This is a genomic window from Burkholderia diffusa (assembly GCF_902499115.1).
Taxonomy (GTDB): domain Bacteria; phylum Pseudomonadota; class Gammaproteobacteria; order Burkholderiales; family Burkholderiaceae; genus Burkholderia; species Burkholderia diffusa.
This window is the reverse complement of record NZ_CABVPN010000019.1, coordinates 66,790-87,009: the sequence shown is the minus strand read 5'-3', so window position 1 is coordinate 87,009 and position 20,220 is coordinate 66,790. Positions and strand designations below refer to the sequence as shown.

The window sequence follows — 20,220 nt, the reverse complement described above, 5'->3', positions numbered from 1 at the left end:
CAGGTATTCAAGGTCGGTCCGGCTCAGATGGGGCGCGTATCGTCCGGGTCGACCGGGCGGCGTTGCGGCATCAGCAGCAGGTGGCTCGCGATCGGCCACAGCGCGGCCTCGACGAAGCCGTCCACCAGATAGCGCCAGCCGGGAAACGCGGCGCCCATCACGAGGCGGATCACGAACGGCACCAGCTGCGCGACGACGAGCAGCGGCGTGACGTACAGCACCTGCACGCCGATCGGCATCCACAGCACGCGGCGGTGGATCGTGATCGCGCCGTACGACAGCAGCGTATAGGCAAGCGCGTGCTCGCCGAGCAGCCCCGCGTCATGCACGTCCATCAGGATGCCGAGCGCGAACGCGACACCCATCCCGACCTTGCGCGGCTGGTGGATGTTCCAGAACAGCAGCACGAGCGCGACGAAGTCGGGCACGCCCGGCAGGCGGCCCCACGGCATCAGGTTCAGCAGGAACGCGGCGGCGAGGCTGAAGACGATGAAATACGGGTTGACCGGCTGCAGGATGTATTGCGGGCGGTTCATCGCTGGGCTCCTGGTTGCCCGGCCGCGGGCTTCGCGGGCGCGACGGCGGGCTTGGCCGGAGCGACGGGTGCCGACGGCGCGGGTTTCGCGCCGGGCGCGGCCGCGGCGGCCGCCTTCGCGTTCGCGTCGGCCTTTTCTGCCTTGTCACCCTTCGCGGCGGCCTTGGCGCCCTTCTTGCCCTTCGCGTTCTTCTCGGCGGCCGGGTCGGGCTCGACCGGGCGCGGCGGGACGTCGTTCTGGTAGTGCAGCACGAGCATCTGGCGCGCGCCGCGCACGGCGGCGACCGGCGCGCAGGTCACGCGCGCGAATGCGGTATCGGCGAGCTTGTCGACGCGCACGACCTTCGCGACCGGCAGGCCCGGCGGGTACACGCCGTCGAGGCCGCTCGTGACGAGTTCGTCGCCGGCGACGAGGTCCGAGCTCGTCGGCACGAAGCGCAGGTCGAGCGAATCGCCCTTCGGCGTCCCGTAGATCACGCTGCGCAGGCCGGTGCGCAGCACCTGCACGGGGATCGCGAGATCGCGGTCGGTGATCAGCGTGACTTCGGCCTGCAGCGGGAACACGCGCGTGATCTGGCCGATCACGCCGTCCTCGCTGACGACCGGTGCGCCGTTCTGGATGCCTTGCTGCGAACCTTGCCCGATCACGATCTTCTGCGTGAACGGGTCGCTGGTGTCGTACTGGATCTCGACGGGCGTCGATTGCGTCGCGATGTGCTGGCGCAACTCGAGCACCGCGCGCAGATGCATGTTTTCCTGCGTGAGCACCGCGGCCTGGTTGGCCTGCGTGGACAGCTGCAGGTTGCGCTTGCGCAGCGCGTCGTTCTCGTGGCGCAGCGATGCACCCGTGACGGCGATGTCGGCCGCGCCCATGAACAAGTCACGCGGCACGAGCGCCGCGCGCTGCAGCGGGTACAGCACGGTGCCCAGCACGCCGCGGACGATTTCGAGCGTGCTGAAGCGCGCGTCCGACACGAGGAGCGCGATGGCGAGGGCGACGAAGAAGATGAGCCGCGCGAGCGCGGGCGGACCTTGCTTGAAGAGGGGCGGCGGACTGTATTCCATGGTCGGCGCCGGGCGCGTGGGATCGGTTAAATAATGCTCAGACGCGCAAACGGCGTGGCGGTTCGTTCTGAACGAGCGATCCGGCCACGCCGCGGGTGCGTCATATCAAACGGGACTGCTTAGGCGATCACTCGTACGAGAAGATGCTGCCCAGCTTGTCCATGCGCTCGAGCGCCATGCCCGAACCGCGTACGACGCAGGTGAGCGGATCTTCGGCGACGAGCACCGGCAGGCCGGTTTCTTCCGCGAGCAGGCGATCGAGGTCGCGCAGCAGCGCACCGCCGCCCGTCAGCATCATCCCGCGCTCGGCGATGTCGGCGCCGAGTTCCGGCGGCGTCTGCTCGAGCGCGATCTTTACCGACGACACGATCTGGTTCAGCGGATCGGTCAGTGCTTCGAGGATTTCGTTGCTGGAGATCGTGAAGCTGCGCGGAATGCCTTCCGACAGGTTGCGGCCCTTCACTTCCATTTCCTTGACTTCGGAGCCCGGGAACGCGGAGCCGATTTCCTTCTTGATCGCCTCGGCCGTCTGCTCGCCGATCAGCATCCCGTAGTTGCGGCGGATGTAGTTGACGATCGCCTCGTCGAACTTGTCGCCGCCGACGCGCACCGAGCCCTTGTACACGATGCCGCCAAGCGAGATCACGCCGACTTCCGTCGTGCCGCCGCCGATGTCGACGACCATCGAGCCCGTGGCTTCCGACACCGGCAGGCCCGCGCCGATCGCAGCCGCCATCGGTTCCTCGATCAGGTAGACCTGCGACGCGCCGGCGCCATGCGCGGCTTCCTTGATCGCGCGACGCTCGACCTGGGTCGAGCCGCACGGCACGCAGATGATGATGCGCGGCGACGGCGAGAACATGCGCGACTCGTGCGCCGTCTTGATGAACTGCTTGATCATCTGCTCGGTGACGGTGAAGTCGGCGATCACGCCGTCCTTCATCGGGCGGATCGCCTCGATGTTGCCCGGCACCTTGCCGAGCATCTGCTTGGCTTCCTTGCCGACCGCCTGGATCGTCTTCTTGCCGTTGGGGCCGCCTTCCTGGCGAATCGACACGACGGACGGCTCATCGAGCACGATGCCCTTGCCGCGCATGTAGATCAGGGTGTTTGCGGTGCCGAGGTCGATCGCCAGATCGTTGGAGAAGTAGCTGCGCAAAAAACCGAACATTCAGAATCCTGTTTCGCTCTGGGCCGGCCCTGCATAGCGAACGCTGAGGGCGGCAGCGGAAAAAATAACAGCCTCGGGAAGCGTGGCGGAAGCGGCCGCCGCGGCGCACGAAGCTGCGAGTGATGGCTACCGGGGATCGCACGAAGCACGCACGGCTTGCCGAAGCGGGGCGAAACGGTGCGGGAAAAGGCTGCCGGGTTTGGGTCGAACGCGTAATGATACCTTATAATTTCTCGGTATTTGAATCGAAACGGACGGTATTTTTGCCGCTTCGGCCCTGATTTTTGAGGGTGGGATCGCACCCTCCAACCCCCCGCCGCAGCGCGGTTTTCATGCGCTGCGCAGCCTTGTTTTTCCGGTGATCGCATGGCCCTGACCCTGACCGATGTGAAACGCATCGCGCACCTGGCGCGACTCGAAATGGCCGACGCCGACGCCGAGCATACGCTCGGCCAGCTCAATGAATTCTTCGGCCTCGTCGAGCAGATGCAGGCGGTCGACACCGCCGGCATCGCGCCGCTCGCCCACCCGATCGAACAGATCCAGGAAGTCGCGCAGCGCCTGCGCGACGACGCCGTGACGGAAGTCGTCAATCGCGACGACAACCAGCGTCCGGCGCCGGCCGTCCAGGACGGCCTCTATCTCGTGCCGAAGGTGATCGAGTAAGCATTCGATGACAAGCGCGCCGCCTTCGCGCCGCGCGCCACCCAGAATTCCCAGGAAAACCACTCAATGCACGCAAAAAGCCTGACCGAACTGCGCGCCGCGCTCGCCGCCAAGGAATGCTCGGCCGTCGAGCTCGCGCAGCTCTACCTGAAACGGATCGACGCGGCACGCGACCTGAACGCGTTCGTCCATGTCGACGCCGACCTCACCCTCGCGCAGGCGAAGGCCGCCGACGCCGAACTCGCGCGCGGCGCGGGCGGCGCGCTGACCGGCCTGCCGATCGCGCACAAGGACGTGTTCGTCACGCGCGGCTGGCGCTCGACCGCGGGCTCGAAGATGCTCGCGAACTACGAAAGCCCGTTCGACGCGACCGTCGTCGCCCGCCTGCAGGCGGCCGGCATGGTCACGCTCGGCAAGACCAACATGGACGAGTTCGCGATGGGCTCGTCCAACGAGAATTCGGCGTTCGGCGCGGTGAAGAACCCGTGGGACACGACCGCCGTGCCGGGCGGCAGCTCGGGCGGCAGCTCGGCCGCCATCGCCGCGCGCCTCGCGCCGGCCGCGACCGGCACCGACACCGGCGGCTCGATCCGCCAGCCCGCGTCGTTCGCGGGCGTGACGGGCATCAAGCCGACCTACGGCCGCGTGTCGCGCTACGGGATGATCGCGTTCGCGTCGTCGCTCGACCAGGGCGGCCCGATGGCGCAGAGCGCGTCCGACTGCGCGCTGCTGCTGAATGCGATGGCCGGCTTCGACGAGCGCGACTCGACGAGCCTCGAGCGCGACGATGAAGACTTCACGCGCCACCTCGGCCAGCCGTGGGCGCCGGGCAACGATGCGGGCAAGCCGCTCGCGGGCCTGCGCATCGGCCTGCCGAAGGAATACTTCGGCGACGGCCTCGCCGACGACGTGCGCGCGTCGATCGACGCGGCGCTCAAGCAATACGAGGCGCTCGGCGCAACACTCGTGCCGGTGTCGCTGCCGAAGACGGAACTGTCGATCCCCGTGTATTACGTGATCGCGCCGGCCGAGGCGTCGTCGAACCTGTCGCGTTTCGACGGCGTGCGCTTCGGCCACCGCGCCGCGCAGTACGGCGACCTGCTCGACATGTACAAGAAGTCGCGCGCCGAAGGCTTCGGCCCCGAGGTGAAGCGCCGGATCCTGGTCGGCACCTACGTGCTGTCGCACGGCTACTACGACGCGTACTACCTGCAGGCGCAGAAGATCCGCCGCATCATCGCGAACGATTTCCAGGAAGCGTTCAAGTCCTGCGACGTGATCATGGGCCCGGCGTCGCCGACGGTCGCATGGGATCTCGGCGCGAAGGGCGACGATCCGGTGCAGATGTATCTCGCGGATATCTACACGCTGTCGGTGAGCCTCGCAGGCCTGCCCGGCATGAGCGTGCCGTGCGGCTTCGGCGCCGGCGCGAACGCGAAGCGCCCGGTCGGTCTGCAGATCATCGGCAACTATTTCAACGAAGCCCGGATGCTGCAGGTCGCCGACGCGTTCCAGCGCGCGACCGACTGGCACAAGCAAGTTCCGGCGGGGGTGTAAGCATATGACTCAATGGGAAGTCGTCATCGGTCTCGAGACGCACGCGCAACTGTCGACCGTCTCGAAGATTTTCTCCGGCGCGTCGACGCAGTTCGGCGCCGAGCCGAACACGCAGGCCTGCCCGGTCGACCTGGCGCTGCCGGGCGTGCTGCCGGTGCTGAACCGCGGCGCGGTCGAACGCGCGATCCGCTTCGGCCTCGCGATCGGCTCGACCATCGCGCCGCGCAGCATCTTCGCGCGCAAGAATTATTTCTACCCCGACCTGCCGAAGGGCTATCAGATCAGCCAGTACGAGATTCCGGTCGTGCAGGGCGGCTCGATCACGATCCAGGTGCCCGCCAACGAAAAGGCCGGCAAGGAAGCGTACGAGAAGACGGTCAACCTGACCCGCGCGCACCTCGAGGAAGACGCGGGCAAGTCGCTGCACGAAGACTTCGCCGGTATGACGGGGATCGACCTGAACCGCGCGGGCACGCCGCTGCTCGAGATCGTCACCGAGCCGGAAATGCGTAGCGCGGCCGAGGCCGTGGCCTATGCGAAGGCGCTGCACGCGCTCGTCGTGTGGCTCGGCATCTGCGACGGCAACATGCAGGAAGGCTCGTTCCGCTGCGACGCGAACGTGTCGGTGCGGCCGGTCGGCCAGGAGAAGTTCGGCACGCGCGCCGAGATCAAGAACCTGAACTCGTTCCGGTTCCTCGAGGAAGCGATCAACTACGAAGTGCGCCGCCAGATCGAGCTGATCGAGGACGGCGGCGAAGTCGTGCAGGAAACGCGCCTCTACGATCCGGACAAGCGCGAGACGCGTTCGATGCGCAGCAAGGAAGACGCGCACGACTACCGCTACTTCCCCGATCCGGACCTGATGCCGCTCGTGATCGGCCAGGACTGGATCGAGCGCGTGCAGTCCGGGATGCCCGAGCTGCCGGCCGCGATGCAGCAGCGCTTCGTCGAGCAGTACGGCGTGTCCGCGTACGACGCGGGCGTGCTGACGTCGAGCAAGGCGATGGCCGCGTATTTCGAGGCCGTGGTCGCAAAGGCCGGCGCGGCGAACGCGAAGATCGCCGCGAACTGGCTGATGGGCGACGTATCGTCGCAGCTGAACCGCGACGGCATCGAGATCGACGCGATTCCGGTATCGGCGGCCCAGCTCGCACTCGTGCTGCAGCGCATCGCCGACGGCACGATCTCGAACAAGATCGCGAAGGAAATCTTCTCGACGATCTGGGACGAGAAGGCGACCGACGACGGCGCGGCCGACCGCATCATCGATGCGAAGGGGCTGAAGCAGATCTCCGACACCGGCGCGCTGGAAGCGATCATCGACGAGGTGCTCGCGGCGAACGCGAAGTCGGTCGAGGAATTCCGCGCGGGCAAGGAAAAGGCGTTCAACGCGCTGATCGGCCAGGCGATGAAGGCGACCAAGGGCAAGGCCAATCCGCAGCAGGTCAACGAGTTGCTGAAGAAGAAGCTCGGCTGAGCATGGCCGCGCGCCTGAACCGCGCCTGACGACGGGCCGCCGCCGAACCTGTTCGGGGCGGCCCGTCGTTTTGGTGCATGCGTTATCGTGTGCGCGTGTGCCTTGCACCGTCCAACGGAGGAACGAATGGCGAAACAACCGTCGCTCGACGATTTCCGCGTGCCGTACAGCACGCGCGAGAAGGAAGCCGCCGCATTCACGCTCGATGCGTTCGACCCGGCTGCGAAGCCGTTCTCGTCGGGGTCGAAGGATGCCGACCGCGAACGGCTGTCGGCCGTGTCGATCGAGCTCGACGTGCAGCAGGAACGTCTGCACACGCAGCAGAAGAAGCGCGTGCTGCTCGTGCTGCAGGGGATGGATACCAGCGGCAAGGACGGCACCGTGCGCGCCGTGTTCCGCGAGGTCGATCCGCTCGGCCTGCGCGTCGTGTCGTTCAAGGCGCCGACGCCGATCGAAGCCGCGCACGACTTCCTGTGGCGCGTGCATGCGCAAGCGCCGGCCGCGGGCGAGCTGGCGATCTTCAACCGCAGCCACTATGAAGACGTGCTCGTGCCGCGCGTGCTCGACGCGATCGACAGCAAGGAGTGCGAGCGCCGTTACCGGCAGATCCGCGATTTCGAGACGATGCTGGTCGAGAACGGCACGACCATCATCAAGTGCTTCCTGCACATCTCGAAGGACGAACAGCGCGCGCGGCTGCAGGCGCGTATCGACGATCCGACCAAGCACTGGAAGTTCGACATCTCCGATCTCGACGCGCGCAAGCGCTGGGACGCATATCAGTCCGCGTACCGCGACACGCTCGCCGCGACGTCGGCCGAGCATGCGCCGTGGTACGTGATCCCGGCGGACTCGAAGACGCACCGCAACGTGATGATCGCCGAGCTGCTGCTGCGCACGATGACCGACATGAAGCTGGAATTCCCGCTGCCGAAGCCCGAGCTCGAAGGCGTGAAGATCCGCTAGCCTGCGATCCTGTAACAACATCGAACTGAACTGAACAACGGAACCCGACATGATGCGAGTGATTACCGCCAACCTGAACGGCATCCGCTCCGCCGCGAAGAAGGGCTTCTTCGAATGGCTCGGCGAACAGAACGCCGATTGCGTGTGCGTGCAGGAAATCAAGGTATCGGCCGACGACCTGCCGGCCGAATTCGTCGAGCCGCACGGCTTCAGGAGCTATTTCCACCACGCCGAGAAGAAGGGCTACAGCGGCGCGGGCGTGTACAGCCGCCACGAGCCCGATGACGTGATCATCGGCTTCGGCAGCAGCGAATTCGATTCCGAGGGGCGCTACGTCGAGGCGCGCTACGGCAAGCTGTCGGTCGTGTCGGTGTACGTGCCGTCCGGCTCGAGCGGCGAAGAGCGCCAGCAGGCGAAGTACCGCTTCATGGACGAATTCATGCCGCACCTCGCCGAGCTGAAGAAGAAGCGCGAGGTGATCCTGTGCGGCGACGTGAACATCGTGCACAAGGAAATCGACATCAAGAACTGGAAGAGCAACCAGAAGAACTCGGGCTGCCTGCCGGAAGAACGCGAGTGGCTCACGAAGCTGTTCGACGATGTCGGCTACGTCGACGTGTTCCGCACGCTCGACCAGCGCCCCGAGCAGTACACGTGGTGGAGCAACCGCGGCCAGGCGTATGCGAAGAACGTCGGGTGGCGGATCGACTACCAGATCGCGACGCCCGGTGTGGCCGGTACCGCGAAAAGCACGTCGATCTTCAAGGGCATCAAGTTCAGCGATCACGCGCCGCTGACGGTGGATTACGACTACAAGAAGTGATCGTCGGCGCACCGCCGCGCGCGTAGCCGTCGGGCCGTCCGGTCGCCGGATGCAGAACGGGCCGCATGTCGAACATGCGGCCCGTTTCGTTTGGCGCGTGGCTTACTGCTTGATCGACGCCATGTCGATCACGAACCGGTACTTCACGTCGCTCTTCAGCATCCGCTCGTAAGCGGTGTTGATCTGCTGCATCGGAATCGTCTCGATATCCGACGTGATGCCATGCTTCGCGCAGAAATCGAGCATTTCCTGCGTCTCCGCGATCCCGCCGATCAGCGAGCCCGCGAGGCGGCGGCGCTTGAAGATCAGGTTGAACACCTGCGGCGACGGATGGTCGTGCTCCGGCGCGCCGACGAGCGTCATCGTGCCGTCGCGCTTCAGCAGGTGCAGGAACGGGTTCAGGTCGTGCTGCGCGGCGACCGTGTTCAGGATGAAATCGAAGCTGTTCAGGTGCGCGTTCATCTGCGCCTCGTCCTTCGAGATCACCACTTCATGCGCGCCGACGCGCTTGCCGTCCTCGATCTTCGACGGCGACGTCGTGAACAGCACGACGTGCGCGCCCATCGCGCGCGCGAGTTTCACGCCCATGTGGCCAAGCCCGCCGAGGCCGACGATCCCGACCTTCTTGCCGGGGCCGACGTTCCACTGGCGCAGCGGCGAATAGGTCGTGATCCCCGCGCACAGCAGCGGCGCGGCGCCGGCCGGGTCGAGCGTCTCGGGCACGCGCAGCACGAATGCCTCGTCGACGACGAGCTGCGTCGAATAGCCGCCGTACGTGACATCGCCGGTCACGCGATCCTGGCCGTTGTAGGTGCCGACGAAGCCGTTCTCGCAATACTGCTCGAGGCCTTCCGCGCAGCTGGGGCAGGTGCGGCACGAATCGACGAGACAGCCGACGCCGACCAGCTCGCCGACCTTGAAGCGCGACACCTGCGGGCCGGTCGCGGTCACGCGGCCGACGATTTCATGGCCCGGCACGACCGGGTAGATCGTGTTGCGCCATTCGTTGCGGGCCTGATGCAGGTCCGAGTGGCAGACGCCGCAGTAGAGCACCTCGATCTGGACGTCGAGGTCGCGCAGCGCGCGGCGCTGGAATTCGAACGGGGCGAGCGGTGACTGCGCGTCGGTCGCCGCGTAAGCGTAGGTTGTGCTCATGCAGGGGCTCCTTGTCCGGGAAAACATCCGGCGAATCAGACTGCCGCCGCGTCATGTGGCGACGCGGCGAGACAGGTGCCCATCGTAAGGAGCGAGCGGCGTCGGCGAAATACACGAAGGTCTCGAAGATTTGCCTATTCCTCTCGAATTGCGCGCGAACGGCCGTAAAAACGCTTTCAAGGTGCTACATTGCGAGCCTGATTCTCTTGCAGGACAGGATGACGCCGATGAGCTTCCAGCCCCTTTCAGAAGACGCGGGCGACCGTGTGCGGCGCCGCATGATCGAGCTGCATTCGCGTCTCGCACCGAACGACGGCGATACGCTGGCGGCGCTCGACGGCGTGCGCTTCATCCGCGTGAGCCGTCCGGTGCCGCGCATGCCGGTGCTGTACGAGCCGAGCATCATCGTGGTGTGCCAGGGTCGCAAGCTCGGCTATCTCGGCGATCGCTCGTTCGTCTACGACGCGCAGCAGTATCTCGTGCTGTCGGTGCCGCTGCCGTTCGAATGCGAGACCTTTGCGAGCATGGACGAGCCGTTTCTCGCGATCTCGATCCGCGTCGATCTCGCGGTGATCGCCGAACTCGCGATCCTGCTCGACGAGACGCTCGGTGCGGCGGTCGGCGAGCCGCACGGCGTCTGTTCGACGCCGCTGGATGCGCCGCTCGCCGACGCGGTGGTGCGGCTGCTCGAAGTGCTCGCGTCGCCGCACGACACGCGCGTGCTCGGGCCGGCGATCATGCGCGAGATCGCGTATCGCGTGCTGACGGGCGCGCAGGGCGACGCGATTCGCGCGGCGCTCGTTCAGCAACATCATTTCGGCCGCATCGCGAAGGCGCTGCGGCGCATCCATGCGGACCTGAAGGCCGATCTCGACGTCGAGACGCTCGCGCGCGAGGCCGGGATGAGCCTTGCGGTGTTTCACGCGCAGTTCAAGCACGTGACGGCGACGTCGCCGATGCAGTACGTGAAGGCCGCGCGCCTGCACCAGGCGCGGCTGATGATGGTGCAGGACGGTCTCGGGGCAGGTGCCGCCGCGGCGCGGGTCGGCTATGCGAGCGCATCGCAGTTCAGCCGGGAGTTCAAGCGGCTGTTCGGCCGCAGCCCGGGAGACGACGTGCGCTGGATGCGCGAAAGCGGCAGCCGGCCCGTCGAGTCGGAAGTCGGCGCGTAGCGCCCGGCCTCATACGCCGCTGACGCGCGCCGGCGATGCGCGGCGGGAAGCCGCCGGATGCGGCGCTCAGCGCCGCACGATCTTGCGCCGCTGCGCGCTGATGCCCGCGTAGTCGGGGAGCGTGTCGACCCGTTTGCCGACTGCCTTCGCATACAGCGGCATCAGGTCCGGCAGGCGGTTCAGCAGATCCTGCCGCCGCGCGGCGTTGTACGGGTGCATGTAGATGAAGCCCGATGTCCTGTTCGCGCGCGTCGCCGCCGCGAGCTTGTCCCACAGCGTGATCGCCGCGCGCGGATCGAAGCCCGCGCGGGCGGCAATGTCGCCGCCGATCACGTCGGCTTCGGTTTCGTCGGTCGGGTCGTAGCGCAGCGTCTGCAGACGCGCGCCGAGGTTCAGCGCCTGCGGCAGCGGCTCGCCGACGCCGAACAGCGGCGGCAGCGAGGCCGCGCGCAGCGACGTTTGCGACGTCGTGCTGAAATTGCTGCGTGCGTGTTCGCGCAGCGCATGCGCGATGCCGTGCGCGAGCAGCACACCGAACTCGTCGTCGTTCAGGCGGACGCGATCGAGCATCCCGCCGTACACGAGCACCTTGCCGCCCGGCAGGCACGTGACGCGGATGTCGCGCGAGCGGATCGCGTTGACGTCCCATGCCCAGTTCTTCACACGATCGTTCCACTTCACCGAATACGGCGCGAGCTTCATGACGATCGCGCGCAGTCGCTTCACGCGCGGCTGGTTGGCGGGCAGCAGACGGTCACTGTCGGCGGCCGCCTGCACGATCTGCGCGTATTCGCTCGTGGTGAGCTGCTCGAGCAGCGGCGACGGGATCAGCGTGCGGAACGCGATCGCGTTGCCGTAGCGCACCTGCTGCGACGTCGACGTGTAGGCCTTCGCAGGCACGGCGGCGCCGGTCGGCTGCGCGGCTTCGGCGGCGGACTGCGCAACCGGAGCGGCGGGCGTGGACGGCGCAGCCGGCGCGATGGCGGGCGCGGAGCCGGCCGCAGCCGCACTTGTGTCGGTCGCATGCACGCTTCCCGCCGCGCCGAGCGTCGCGAGGCCGACGCTCAGCGCGGCGGCGACGCGTGCCGCGCGATGCAGTCGATCATTGCGCACGGCTGGCCTCGCCGTTGCGCGCGGTGCCGTTCCAGGGCGCGATCTTGAACAGCAGCAGCATGCCGGGGATCGCGAGCGCGGTGCACACGATGAAGTAGTCCAACCAGCCGATCTTCGCGACGATGAAGCCGCTCGCGGCCGAGGCGAGCGTGCGCGGCACGGACGCGAGACTCGTGAACAGCGCGAACTGCGTGGCCGTGTAGCGCGGATCGGTCGTGCTCGCGATATACGCGACGAACGCGGCCATCGTCAGGCCGGTGGTGAACGTTTCGGCGGCGTAGACGAGCGCGAGCGCGACCGTCATCGGGCTCAGATGCGGCGTGACCTCGAAGCCGAAGACCGACAGGAACGACGCGAGCGCGTGACTTGCCGCGACCGTGAAGTCGTAAAGCACCGCGAGCACCGGCGAGCCGGGGCCGACCTGCGCGAGCCACGCGAAGCCGAGCGTCGACACCATCTGCAGCGCGCCGAAGATCCACAGCCCGCGGCCGATGCCGATCTTCACGAGCCAGATGCCGCCGATGATGCCGCCGGCAACGCTCGCGACGAGCGCGGTGGTTTTCGCGACGATGCCGATTTCGGTGCGCGTGAAGCCGATATCGAGGAAGAACGACGTCGACAGCGTGGTGGCCATCGTGTCGCCGATCTTGAACAGGAAGATGAACGCGATGACGAGCAGCGCACCGCGCCAGCCGTCGCGCTGGATGAATTCGCGGAACGGCAGCACGATCGCGTCGCGCAGGTTGCGCGGCGGCGCGCCGATCACCTCGGGCTCGCGCACGACGAGCGTCATCAGGATGCCCGGCAGCATGAATGCGCCGGTGATCGCGAACACGACGTCCCACGGCATGTGGTCGGACAGGATCAGCGCGAGCGAACCGGGGATCAGCGCGGCGAGCTTGTACGCGTTCACGTGTATCGCGTTGCCGAGGCCCTGCTCGGTGTCGCGCAGCAGCTCGCGACGGTAGGCGTCGATCACGACGTCCGCGCTTGCGCCGAAGAACGCGACGAGCGTGGTGAGCGCGGCGACCGTCCAGATCGAGTCGCGCGGCGACACGAAGCCGAGCGCGGCGATCGCGCCGGCGACCAGCACCTGCGTGAGCAGCAGCCAGCCGCGCCGGCGTCCCGGCCGCCAGCCGGGCAGGCGCGGGACGTAGCGGTCCATCAGCGGCGCCCACAGGAACTTCCACGTATACGGGAACTGGATCAGCGCGAACAGGCCGATTTCCTTCAGGTTCACGCCCTCGGAGCGCAGCCATGCCTGCACGAGGTAGACGAGCGTGAAGAGCGGCAGACCGGACGTGAAGCCCAGGAACACGCAGATCAGCATGTGCGTGTTCAGATAGGCGCGCCAGCCGGGGTGATCCTCGTGAGCGGTGAGTGCGGGCGCCTCGTGTGGCCTTTTGGACATGGACAGAAACTGGGTAGCGTTGACTGATTGCGGCGGCGGCGCAGGCAGCGCGGGCGGCGCAGGAGGGGCGGCCGCACGCGGGTGCGGGCCGGATCATCCGTCAACGGCTCCCCGGCTCAGCTGCGCTTGACGCGGTAGACAGCAAGACTACCACGCCAGTTGGCTCCCCATCGAATCGGCTGGCCTTCGTGCAGCACGATGCGGTCGAGGATCGTGACGCCGACTTCGGGCGCGAGCGCCTCGAAATCCTTGATCGTCAGCACCCGGACGTTCGGCGTGTTGTGCCACTGGTAAGGCAGCGACTTCGACACCGGCATCCGGCCGCGCAGCACCGACAGCCGGTGCGCCCAGTAGCCGAAGTTCGGGAACGAAACGATGCATTCGCGTCCGACACGCGCGGTTTCGCGCAGGATCGCGGCCGTCTGGTGGATCGTCTGCAGCGTTTGCGACAGGATCGCGAAATCGAAGCTGTGATCCTCGAACAGGCGCAGGCCGTCCTCGAGGTTCTGCTGGATCACGTTGATCCCGTTCTTCGTGCTCGCGAGCACGCCGGCGTCATTCAGTTCGATCCCGTAACCGGACACGTCCAGTTCCTCGGACAGCAGCGACAGCAGCGAGCCGTCGCCGCAGCCGAGATCGAGCACGGTCGAGCGCGGTTCGACCCAGCGGGCGATCGCACGGAAGTCCGCGCGTGCGGACAGGGAGTTCAGCGCTTGCTGGTTCATGCACCCACCTCGTTGGCGATTCGTTCGTAATACGCGCGGAGCAGGTTGTGATAACGCGCGTCGTCGAGCAGGAACGCGTCGTGGCCGTGCGGCGCGTCGATCTCCGCGTAGCTGACCGTGCGCTTGTTGTCGAGCAGCGCTTTCACGATCTCGCGCGACCGCGCGGGCGCGAAGCGCCAGTCGGTCGAGAAGCTCGCGATCAGGTATTTCGCCTGCGTGTGCGCGAGCGCGGCCGTCAGGTTGCCGTCGAACGCCTTGGCCGGGTCGAAGTAGTCGAGCGCGCGCGTGATCAGCAGGTAGGTGTTCGCGTCGAAGTAGTCGGCGAACTTGTCGCCCTGGTAGCGCAGGTACGACTCGACCTCGAATTCGACGTCGAAGCTGAAGTTGTACGCGTCGAGCGCGCCGTCCGCGCGGCGCAGCGCACGGCCGAATTTCTCGGCCATGTCGTCGTCGGAGAGATACGTGATGTGGCCGATCATCCGCGCGACGCGCAGGCCCCGCTTCGGCTTCACGCCGTGCGCGTAGTAGTTGCCGCCGTGGAAGTCGGGATCGGACAGGATCGCGGAGCGCGCGACCTCGTTGAACGCGATGTTCTGCGCGGACAGCTTCGGCGTCGACGCGATGTCGATACAGTGGGCGACGCGGTCCGGATACATCAGGCTCCATGCGAGCGCCTGCATCCCGCCGAGGCTGCCACCCATCACGGCGGCAAAGCGCTCGATGCCGAACGCGTCGGCGACGCGCGCCTGCGCATGCACCCAGTCCTCGACGGTGACGACCGGAAAGCGTGCGCCATACGGCTTGCCGGACGACGGATCGATGCTCATCGGGCCGGTCGAGCCGAAGCACGAGCCGAGGTTGTTCACGCCGATCACGAAGAAGCGGTTGGTGTCGAGCGGCTTGCCCGGGCCGACCATGTTGTCCCACCAGCCGGTGCTGCGCGGATCGTCCGCGTAGACGCCGGCGACGTGGTGCGACGCGTTGAGCGCGTGGCAGACGAGCACCGCGTTCGAGCGCGCGGCGTTGAGTTCGCCGTACGTCTCGACGACGAGCTGATAGTTGCCGATCACGCTGCCGCTTTGCAAGCGCAGCGGTTCGGCGAAGTGCATGGTCTGTGGAGCGACGATGCCGATCGATTCCATTCGTTCCGCCTTATGACTGGGCGGCTAAACGGTGTCGGCGATGCGCGGAGGCGAAGGTGCGCGGCTGACGACCTCTTTAGCCGCATTTGTAGTGAACCGCCGGGACGAAGACGCATCAAGGCCCTGGTCGGTTCGCGCGCCCGCAATCGAGTCAGCAAATCGGCGCGCTTCCGACCCGCCACCCAAGGTGGCAGGTCGGAGGAGTATAGCGGAATTCCGCGGAGCGCGGATTTCGCGGGCCGGCTGCGCCCGGCTACTGCAGGATCAGCCGCAAATGCGCATCGGCCTGCTCGCCGGGCGGCCTCTGGAAGCCGCCTTTCGCGAACCGGTGCCACTTGCCGATCACGTAGCTGACGAGCAGGCTCGCGCGCGCGGCGGGATCGTAATCGGCCGGCAGCACGAACGGCGCGGCGCCATCGGGCGCCTGCGCCTCGGTACGCGCGACCCGCAGGCACTGCTTGACGGTCGCCTCGATCCGGTCGAGCAGCTGGTTCACGCGCTCGGTGAGCCGCTCGTCCTCGCCGACCAGCGCCTCGCCCGTCAGCACGCGCGTCATGCCCGGATTCTTCGCCGCGAAATTGAGCATCGTCAGCGCGATCGTGCGCGCCTGCTGCACGCCGTTCGGCTCCTTCGCGACGATCTGGTTGACGAGCCCGAACAGTGCCTGCTCGATGAACTCGATCAGGCCTTCGTACATCTTCGCCTTGCTGGTGAAATGCCGGTACAGCGCGGCTTCCGACACGTCGAGGCGGGCCGCGAGCGCGGCCGTCGTGATTTTTTCGGGCTTCGGCGCCTCGAGCATCGCGGCGAGCGTCTGCAGGATCATCACGCGACGCTCGCCCGGCTTCGGGCGCGTGCGGGACGGCGTGGCCTGGTCTTCCTTTACGGCTTGGTCCTGCGGGTAAGTCGGCTGCATTTCTGTCGCCCCGATCGTGTGCCCAGTCGGAGCGATTTTAACGAACGAATGCGCTGGTCGACATATTGCGGGCGGCCGATGTTCGGCAGATGGCCCGGCAGGTGCCCGGTGATCCACACCGTGCCGATGCCGAGGCGCTTGTAGCGCTTCAGGTGGCTGCGGGTATCTTCGACGAGGATCGCGTCTTCGAGCCGCGCATGCGCGGCGCGCAGAATCCGGCGCAGCATCGTGTGGTCGGGCTTCGCGCGCCATGTGCGACGGTCGCGCATGTGCTCGATCGCGATCACGCGCTCGAACAGGCGCTCGATGCGCAACTCGCGCAGCACCGCGCGCGCGTAGTTCTCGGGCGCGTTGGTCAGCACGAACTTGCGGCCCGGCAGCGCGGCGACGATGCGCGCGAGGCCGCGCTCGGCGCGCAGCATCGCGGGCAGGTCGGAAAACGTGTGGACGACGCGCAGGAAGTCGTGCGGATCGATCGGGTGATGGCGCGCGAGGCCGAGGAGCGCGGCGCCGTAGCGCTGCGTGTAGCCGGTGCGCAGCCGGTCGGCTTCGGCTCGCCCGACGTGGAGCGTGTCGATGATGTACTGCGTCATCGCGCGGTTGATCTCCGGAAAGATCGCGTGCGATGCGTGATGGAGCGTGTTGTCGAGATCGAACAGCCAGACGGGCGCGCCGGCGCGCGGCCGGCTGCGGGAGATGCGCCGGCGTCGCAGCGACGCCGGCAGGTCGGGGCTGGAGGTTTTGCGGCGCGCGCTCAATGCGAGCGGATCATCGTGCCGAACGGCTGCTCGGTCAGGATTTCCAGCAGCACCGAGTGCTCGATCCGGCCGTCGACGATGTGCACCGACTTCACGCCGCTCTTTGCAGCGTCGAGCGCCGACGAGATCTTCGGCAGCATGCCGCCCGAGATCGTGCCGTCCGCGAACAGCGCGTCGATCTCGCGCGCCGACAGGTCGGTCAGCAGGTTGCCGTCCTTGTCCATCACGCCGGGGATGTTGGTCATCATCAGCAGCTTCTCGGCGTTCAGCACCGTCGCGAGCTTGCCCGCGACGAGGTCCGCGTTGATGTTGTACGAGAGGCCGTCCTCGCCGAAGCCGATCGGCGAGATCACCGGGATGAACGCGTCGTCCTGCAGCGCCTTCACGACCGCCGGGTTGATCGCCTCGACTTCGCCGACCTGGCCGATGTCGATGTACTGGCCCGGATTGTCGCGGTCCGGCATCAGCAGCTTGCGTGCGTGGATCAGGCCGCCGTCCTTGCCCGTCAGGCCCACCGCATGGCCGCCGAAGTGGTTGATCAGCATCACGATGTCCTGCTGGACTTCGCCGCCCAGCACCCATTCGACGACTTCCATCGTCTCTTCGTCGGTCACGCGCATGCCCTGGATGAAGGTGCCGGCCTTGCCGATCTTCTTCAGCGCGTGATCGATCTGTGGGCCGCCGCCGTGGACGATCACCGGATTGATGCCGACCAGTTTCAGCAGGATCACGTCGCGCGCGAAGCCTTGCTTGAGCCGCTCTTCCGTCATCGCGTTGCCGCCGTATTTGATCACCACGGTCTTGCCGTGGTAGCGGCGGATGTACGGCAGTGCCTCCGCGAGGATTTCTGCCTTCAGCGTGGGGGCGATCTGCGAGAGGTCGATGGGCTCGGACATGGCGGCGGCTCTGGCTGGGAACGGTTGAAACAGGGCGAATTGTACAGGAGTGGCGCAGCGCAGCATCGGGTTTTTGGGCTGGCCGGACGGCCGATCGCGCGGGCCGGTCGCCACGCGCGGCGGCCCGCCGGCCCTGGTGCCGGACCCCGCGCGGGGCGGCCGCGGCGGCGGGGTGGACAGCGCGACGGCCTGCGTCGGCGGCATGCATCGGCCGAGCGGCCGACGTGCAAAATCCGTCCGCCGCGCTATGCTTGTCGCGTAGGGTGACGTTCCTGCCCGCTTCCGCGTTTCCGCCATGACCGATACCGCCGCCGACGCCCGCTCGACGCCGCGCCGCGCGCGTTGCCCGCGCTGCGGGCGCGGCTTCGACTGCGGCGCTCACACCCAGCCATTCGACTGCTGGTGCGCGTCGATGCCGACCCTGTCCGGCGGCGCGCCGCCGGCGGCCGGTACGCGCTGCCTCTGCCCGGAGTGCCTCGCCGCCGAGATCGCCCAGCGCATGGCACGCGAGGCCGGCTGACGGCGCGGGCCCGTGCAACCCGACTCGACGCCGGCTCGTCCGGTGCGCCGTCCGTCTTCGCTGAACCGGCCCCCGATAGAGGTGCCGGGCGCTAAACGGGTAAACTGCCCGGATGCAACGAATTACCACCACCGGGCGCGTCAACCTCAGTCACCTGTTCTGGCTGCGCAATCTCGCGATCATCGGCCAGCTCGTGACGATCGGCGTCGTGCAGACCTATTTCGGCGTGCATCTGCCGTTGCCGGCGATGCTGATGGTCATCGCGCTCGAAATCGTTTTCAACGCGCTGACCTGGGTGCGCGTGCTGCGCGCGCGGCCCGAGACCAATTTCGAGCTGCTCGGCCAGCTGTGGGTCGACCTCGGCGCGCTGTCGGCGCTGCTGTTCCTGTCGGGCGGCACGACCAACCCGTTCGTGTCGCTGTACCTGCCGTCGCTCGCGATCGCGGCGGCCGTGCTGCCGTGGCACCTGATGATCTGGCTCGCGGCGTTCGCGGTCGCGTGCTACGCGGCGCTCGGATTCGATTCGGTGCCGCTCAACATGGACAATCCGGCGAATCTGTTCGACTACTACCGCACGGGGATGTGGGCGAACTTCATGGTCAGCGTCGGGCTGATCGCATGGTTCGTCGCGCGCATGTCGAACGCGTTGCGCCAGCGCGATGCGGCGCTCGGCGAAGCGCAGGCGCACCTGCTGCGCGACGAGCGGGCGGTCGCGCTCGGCGTGCAGGCCGCCACCGTCGCGCACGAGATGGGTACGCCGCTGTCGACGATCGCAATGCTTGCGGAGGAGCTGCGCGATGCGGCACGCGCCGATCCGGGGCTCGCGCGCTACGAGGCCGACCTGAAGGTGCTGGAAGAACAGATGACGCTCTGCACGTCGGCGCTCGCGCGCCTGCGCAGCCGGGCGAGCGCGCCGGCGAGCCGCCAGCCGGTGGACGACTGGCTCGACACGTTCGTCGAGCACTGGCGCCTGAGGCATCCGCACGTGCAGTTCGAACTGCTCGGCGCGCGCCCGTCGGGCGTTGGGCTCGACGACACGGTCGCGGCCGGCCAGATCCTGACGATCCTGCTCGACAACGCCGCGCGGGCGAGCCCGCACCGCGTGACGCTGGCCGCGAAGCTTGCGCACCACGAGCGGGCTGCGGACCAGATCGAATTCGAGGTATGCGACGACGGCCCCGGTATTCCGGCCGCGCTGCGCGAATCGCTCGGCTCGATGCCGGTCGACAGCACGCAGGGCGGCCACGGGGTCGGCCTGTACCTCGCGTTCAGCGCGGCCGTGCGTCTCGGCGGCGAGATCGAGCTGTCCGATGTCACGCCGCGCGCGGGGGGCGGCAACGGGCGCAGCCATGGCGGCGCGAACGGACACGCGGCAGGTGCGTCGGGCCAGCGCGCGACCGAACGAGCGACGGCCACGCCGGACGGCCGCCCGGCCGGCACCCCCGGCCGCGGCACGCGCGCGGTGCTGCGCCTGCCGGTGGCGCGTATCGCGGTGCCGGCCGCCTCAACCAACACGTAGACGGAGAAACCACATGAGCGAGAACAATTTCCTGGTGATCGACGACAACGAGGTGTTCGCGGGCACGCTCGCGCGCGGCCTCGAGCGCCGCGGCTATGCGGTCCAGCAGGCGCACGACAAGGAGGCGGCGCTGCGGCTGGCGGCCGGCGGCAAGTTCCAGTTCATCACCGTCGACCTGCATCTCGGCGACGATTCGGGCCTGAGCCTGATCGCGCCGCTGTGCGACCTGCAGCCCGACGCGCGGATTCTCGTGCTGACCGGCTACGCGAGCATCGCGACCGCCGTGCAGGCGGTGAAGGAAGGCGCCGACAACTATCTGGCGAAGCCCGCGAACATCGAGTCGATCCTGGCCGCGCTGCAGACCAACGCGAGCGAAGTGCAGGCAGACGAGGCGCTCGAGAATCCGGTCGTGCTGTCGGTCGACCGGCTCGAATGGGAGCACATCCAGCGCGTGCTGGCGGAGAACAACAACAACATCTCGGCGACCGCGCGCGCGCTGAACATGCACCGCCGCACGCTGCAACGCAAGCTCGCGAAGAAGCCGGTGCGGCAGTAAGGGGCGCGGCGGCATCGGCCGGGCGCACCAACGAAAACGGGCGGCCCGCCGGGCCGCCCGTTTCGCATTCGACGCCG

Annotated in this window: 20 protein-coding genes; 9 read left to right on the top strand and 11 right to left on the bottom strand. The window is 67.5% G+C overall.

Annotation, left to right across the window (positions count from 1 at the left end):
• Window positions 1-23: 23 nt before the first annotated feature.
• From mreD to BTE28158_RS20130, 3 genes are all read right to left on the bottom strand, one after another.
• Window positions 24-536 (bottom strand): rod shape-determining protein MreD, encoded by a 513-nt coding sequence (gene mreD / locus BTE28158_RS20140; protein WP_009687274.1) that lies wholly within the window; start codon window positions 534-536, stop codon window positions 24-26.
• Window positions 533-1,600: a rod shape-determining protein MreC gene (gene mreC / locus BTE28158_RS20135; protein WP_174920056.1), complete on the bottom strand. Its 1,068-nt coding sequence runs from the start codon at window positions 1,598-1,600 to the stop codon at window positions 533-535. The genes mreD and mreC overlap by 4 nt, the downstream gene beginning before the upstream one ends.
• A 127-nt stretch (window positions 1,601-1,727) precedes the next feature.
• A complete protein-coding gene (locus BTE28158_RS20130) occupies window positions 1,728-2,771 on the bottom strand; it encodes a rod shape-determining protein (protein ID WP_004189550.1) in 1,044 nt (347 codons plus the stop codon).
• A 366-nt stretch (window positions 2,772-3,137) separates the two neighbouring features.
• Here BTE28158_RS20130 and gatC point away from each other — a divergent pair, with 366 nt between their 5' ends.
• The 5 genes from gatC (at window position 3,138) to BTE28158_RS20105 (ending at window position 8,260) form a co-directional block, all read left to right on the top strand.
• The gene (gene gatC, locus BTE28158_RS20125) at window positions 3,138-3,437 is read left to right on the top strand and encodes an Asp-tRNA(Asn)/Glu-tRNA(Gln) amidotransferase subunit GatC (protein ID WP_006407213.1); all 300 of its coding nucleotides are present in this window, start codon (window positions 3,138-3,140) and stop codon (window positions 3,435-3,437) included.
• Window positions 3,438-3,503: 66 nt separating this feature from the next.
• Complete coding sequence (gene gatA / locus BTE28158_RS20120) at window positions 3,504-4,994, top strand: Asp-tRNA(Asn)/Glu-tRNA(Gln) amidotransferase subunit GatA (protein ID WP_151051625.1); 1,491 nt, start codon at window positions 3,504-3,506, stop codon at window positions 4,992-4,994.
• A 4-nt stretch (window positions 4,995-4,998) separates the two neighbouring features.
• Window positions 4,999-6,471, top strand: coding sequence for an Asp-tRNA(Asn)/Glu-tRNA(Gln) amidotransferase subunit GatB (gene gatB, locus BTE28158_RS20115; protein ID WP_059678975.1), 1,473 nt, complete (start codon window positions 4,999-5,001; stop codon window positions 6,469-6,471).
• A 126-nt stretch (window positions 6,472-6,597) separates the two neighbouring features.
• Window positions 6,598-7,437: a PPK2 family polyphosphate kinase gene (locus BTE28158_RS20110; RefSeq protein ID WP_059607488.1), complete on the top strand. Its 840-nt coding sequence runs from the start codon at window positions 6,598-6,600 to the stop codon at window positions 7,435-7,437.
• Window positions 7,438-7,486: 49 nt separating this feature from the next.
• Entirely contained in the window at window positions 7,487-8,260 is a 774-nt protein-coding gene (locus tag BTE28158_RS20105) for an exodeoxyribonuclease III (protein ID WP_151051627.1), read from the top strand.
• 102 nt (window positions 8,261-8,362) lie between these two features.
• Here the strand turns inward: BTE28158_RS20105 and BTE28158_RS20100 are convergent, their stop codons facing one another.
• On the bottom strand, window positions 8,363-9,415 hold the full coding sequence (locus BTE28158_RS20100) for an NAD(P)-dependent alcohol dehydrogenase (RefSeq protein WP_059607484.1): 1,053 nt from the start codon (window positions 9,413-9,415) through the stop codon (window positions 8,363-8,365).
• A gap of 227 nt (window positions 9,416-9,642) precedes the next feature.
• On the opposite strand from BTE28158_RS20100, the gene BTE28158_RS20095 reads away from it, so the two are divergent.
• The gene (locus tag BTE28158_RS20095) at window positions 9,643-10,587 is read left to right on the top strand and encodes an AraC family transcriptional regulator (RefSeq protein WP_151051629.1); all 945 of its coding nucleotides are present in this window, start codon (window positions 9,643-9,645) and stop codon (window positions 10,585-10,587) included.
• Between the two features lie 66 nt (window positions 10,588-10,653).
• On the opposite strand, the gene BTE28158_RS20090 is transcribed toward BTE28158_RS20095, so the two are convergent.
• The 7 genes from BTE28158_RS20090 to argB form a co-directional block, all read right to left on the bottom strand.
• Entirely contained in the window at window positions 10,654-11,700 is a 1,047-nt protein-coding gene (locus BTE28158_RS20090; protein ID WP_174920054.1) for a M48 family metallopeptidase, read from the bottom strand.
• On the bottom strand, window positions 11,690-13,111 hold the full coding sequence (locus BTE28158_RS20085; protein ID WP_151052256.1) for an AmpG family muropeptide MFS transporter: 1,422 nt from the start codon (window positions 13,109-13,111) through the stop codon (window positions 11,690-11,692). Before BTE28158_RS20085 ends, BTE28158_RS20090 begins: the two co-directional genes overlap by 11 nt.
• Window positions 13,112-13,227: 116 nt before the next feature.
• Window positions 13,228-13,836 carry a methionine biosynthesis protein MetW gene (metW, locus tag BTE28158_RS20080; protein ID WP_124627025.1) on the bottom strand — a complete coding sequence of 203 codons (609 nt, stop codon included), beginning with the start codon at window positions 13,834-13,836 and terminating at the stop codon, window positions 13,228-13,230.
• Complete coding sequence (gene metX / locus BTE28158_RS20075; RefSeq protein WP_124902912.1) at window positions 13,833-14,978, bottom strand: homoserine O-succinyltransferase MetX; 1,146 nt, start codon at window positions 14,976-14,978, stop codon at window positions 13,833-13,835. The genes metW and metX overlap by 4 nt, the downstream gene beginning before the upstream one ends.
• Window positions 14,979-15,231: 253 nt before the next feature.
• The gene (slmA, locus tag BTE28158_RS20070) at window positions 15,232-15,894 is read right to left on the bottom strand and encodes a nucleoid occlusion factor SlmA (RefSeq protein ID WP_124627020.1); all 663 of its coding nucleotides are present in this window, start codon (window positions 15,892-15,894) and stop codon (window positions 15,232-15,234) included.
• Entirely contained in the window at window positions 15,861-16,652 is a 792-nt protein-coding gene (locus BTE28158_RS20065; protein WP_059607470.1) for a pyrimidine 5'-nucleotidase, read from the bottom strand. The genes slmA and BTE28158_RS20065 overlap by 34 nt, the downstream gene beginning before the upstream one ends.
• On the bottom strand, window positions 16,649-17,548 hold the full coding sequence (argB, locus tag BTE28158_RS20060) for an acetylglutamate kinase (RefSeq protein ID WP_059534964.1): 900 nt from the start codon (window positions 17,546-17,548) through the stop codon (window positions 16,649-16,651). The genes BTE28158_RS20065 and argB overlap by 4 nt, the downstream gene beginning before the upstream one ends.
• Before the next feature lie 295 nt (window positions 17,549-17,843).
• Here argB and BTE28158_RS20055 point away from each other — a divergent pair, with 295 nt between their 5' ends.
• From BTE28158_RS20055 to BTE28158_RS20045, 3 genes are all read left to right on the top strand, one after another.
• Window positions 17,844-18,068 (top strand): cysteine-rich CWC family protein, encoded by a 225-nt coding sequence (locus BTE28158_RS20055; protein ID WP_174920052.1) that lies wholly within the window; start codon window positions 17,844-17,846, stop codon window positions 18,066-18,068.
• A gap of 112 nt (window positions 18,069-18,180) precedes the next feature.
• On the top strand, window positions 18,181-19,587 hold the full coding sequence (locus tag BTE28158_RS20050; protein ID WP_174920050.1) for an ATP-binding protein: 1,407 nt from the start codon (window positions 18,181-18,183) through the stop codon (window positions 19,585-19,587).
• A gap of 13 nt (window positions 19,588-19,600) precedes the next feature.
• On the top strand, window positions 19,601-20,143 hold the full coding sequence (locus BTE28158_RS20045) for a response regulator transcription factor (RefSeq protein WP_044847841.1): 543 nt from the start codon (window positions 19,601-19,603) through the stop codon (window positions 20,141-20,143).
• Window positions 20,144-20,220 lie beyond the last annotated feature (77 nt).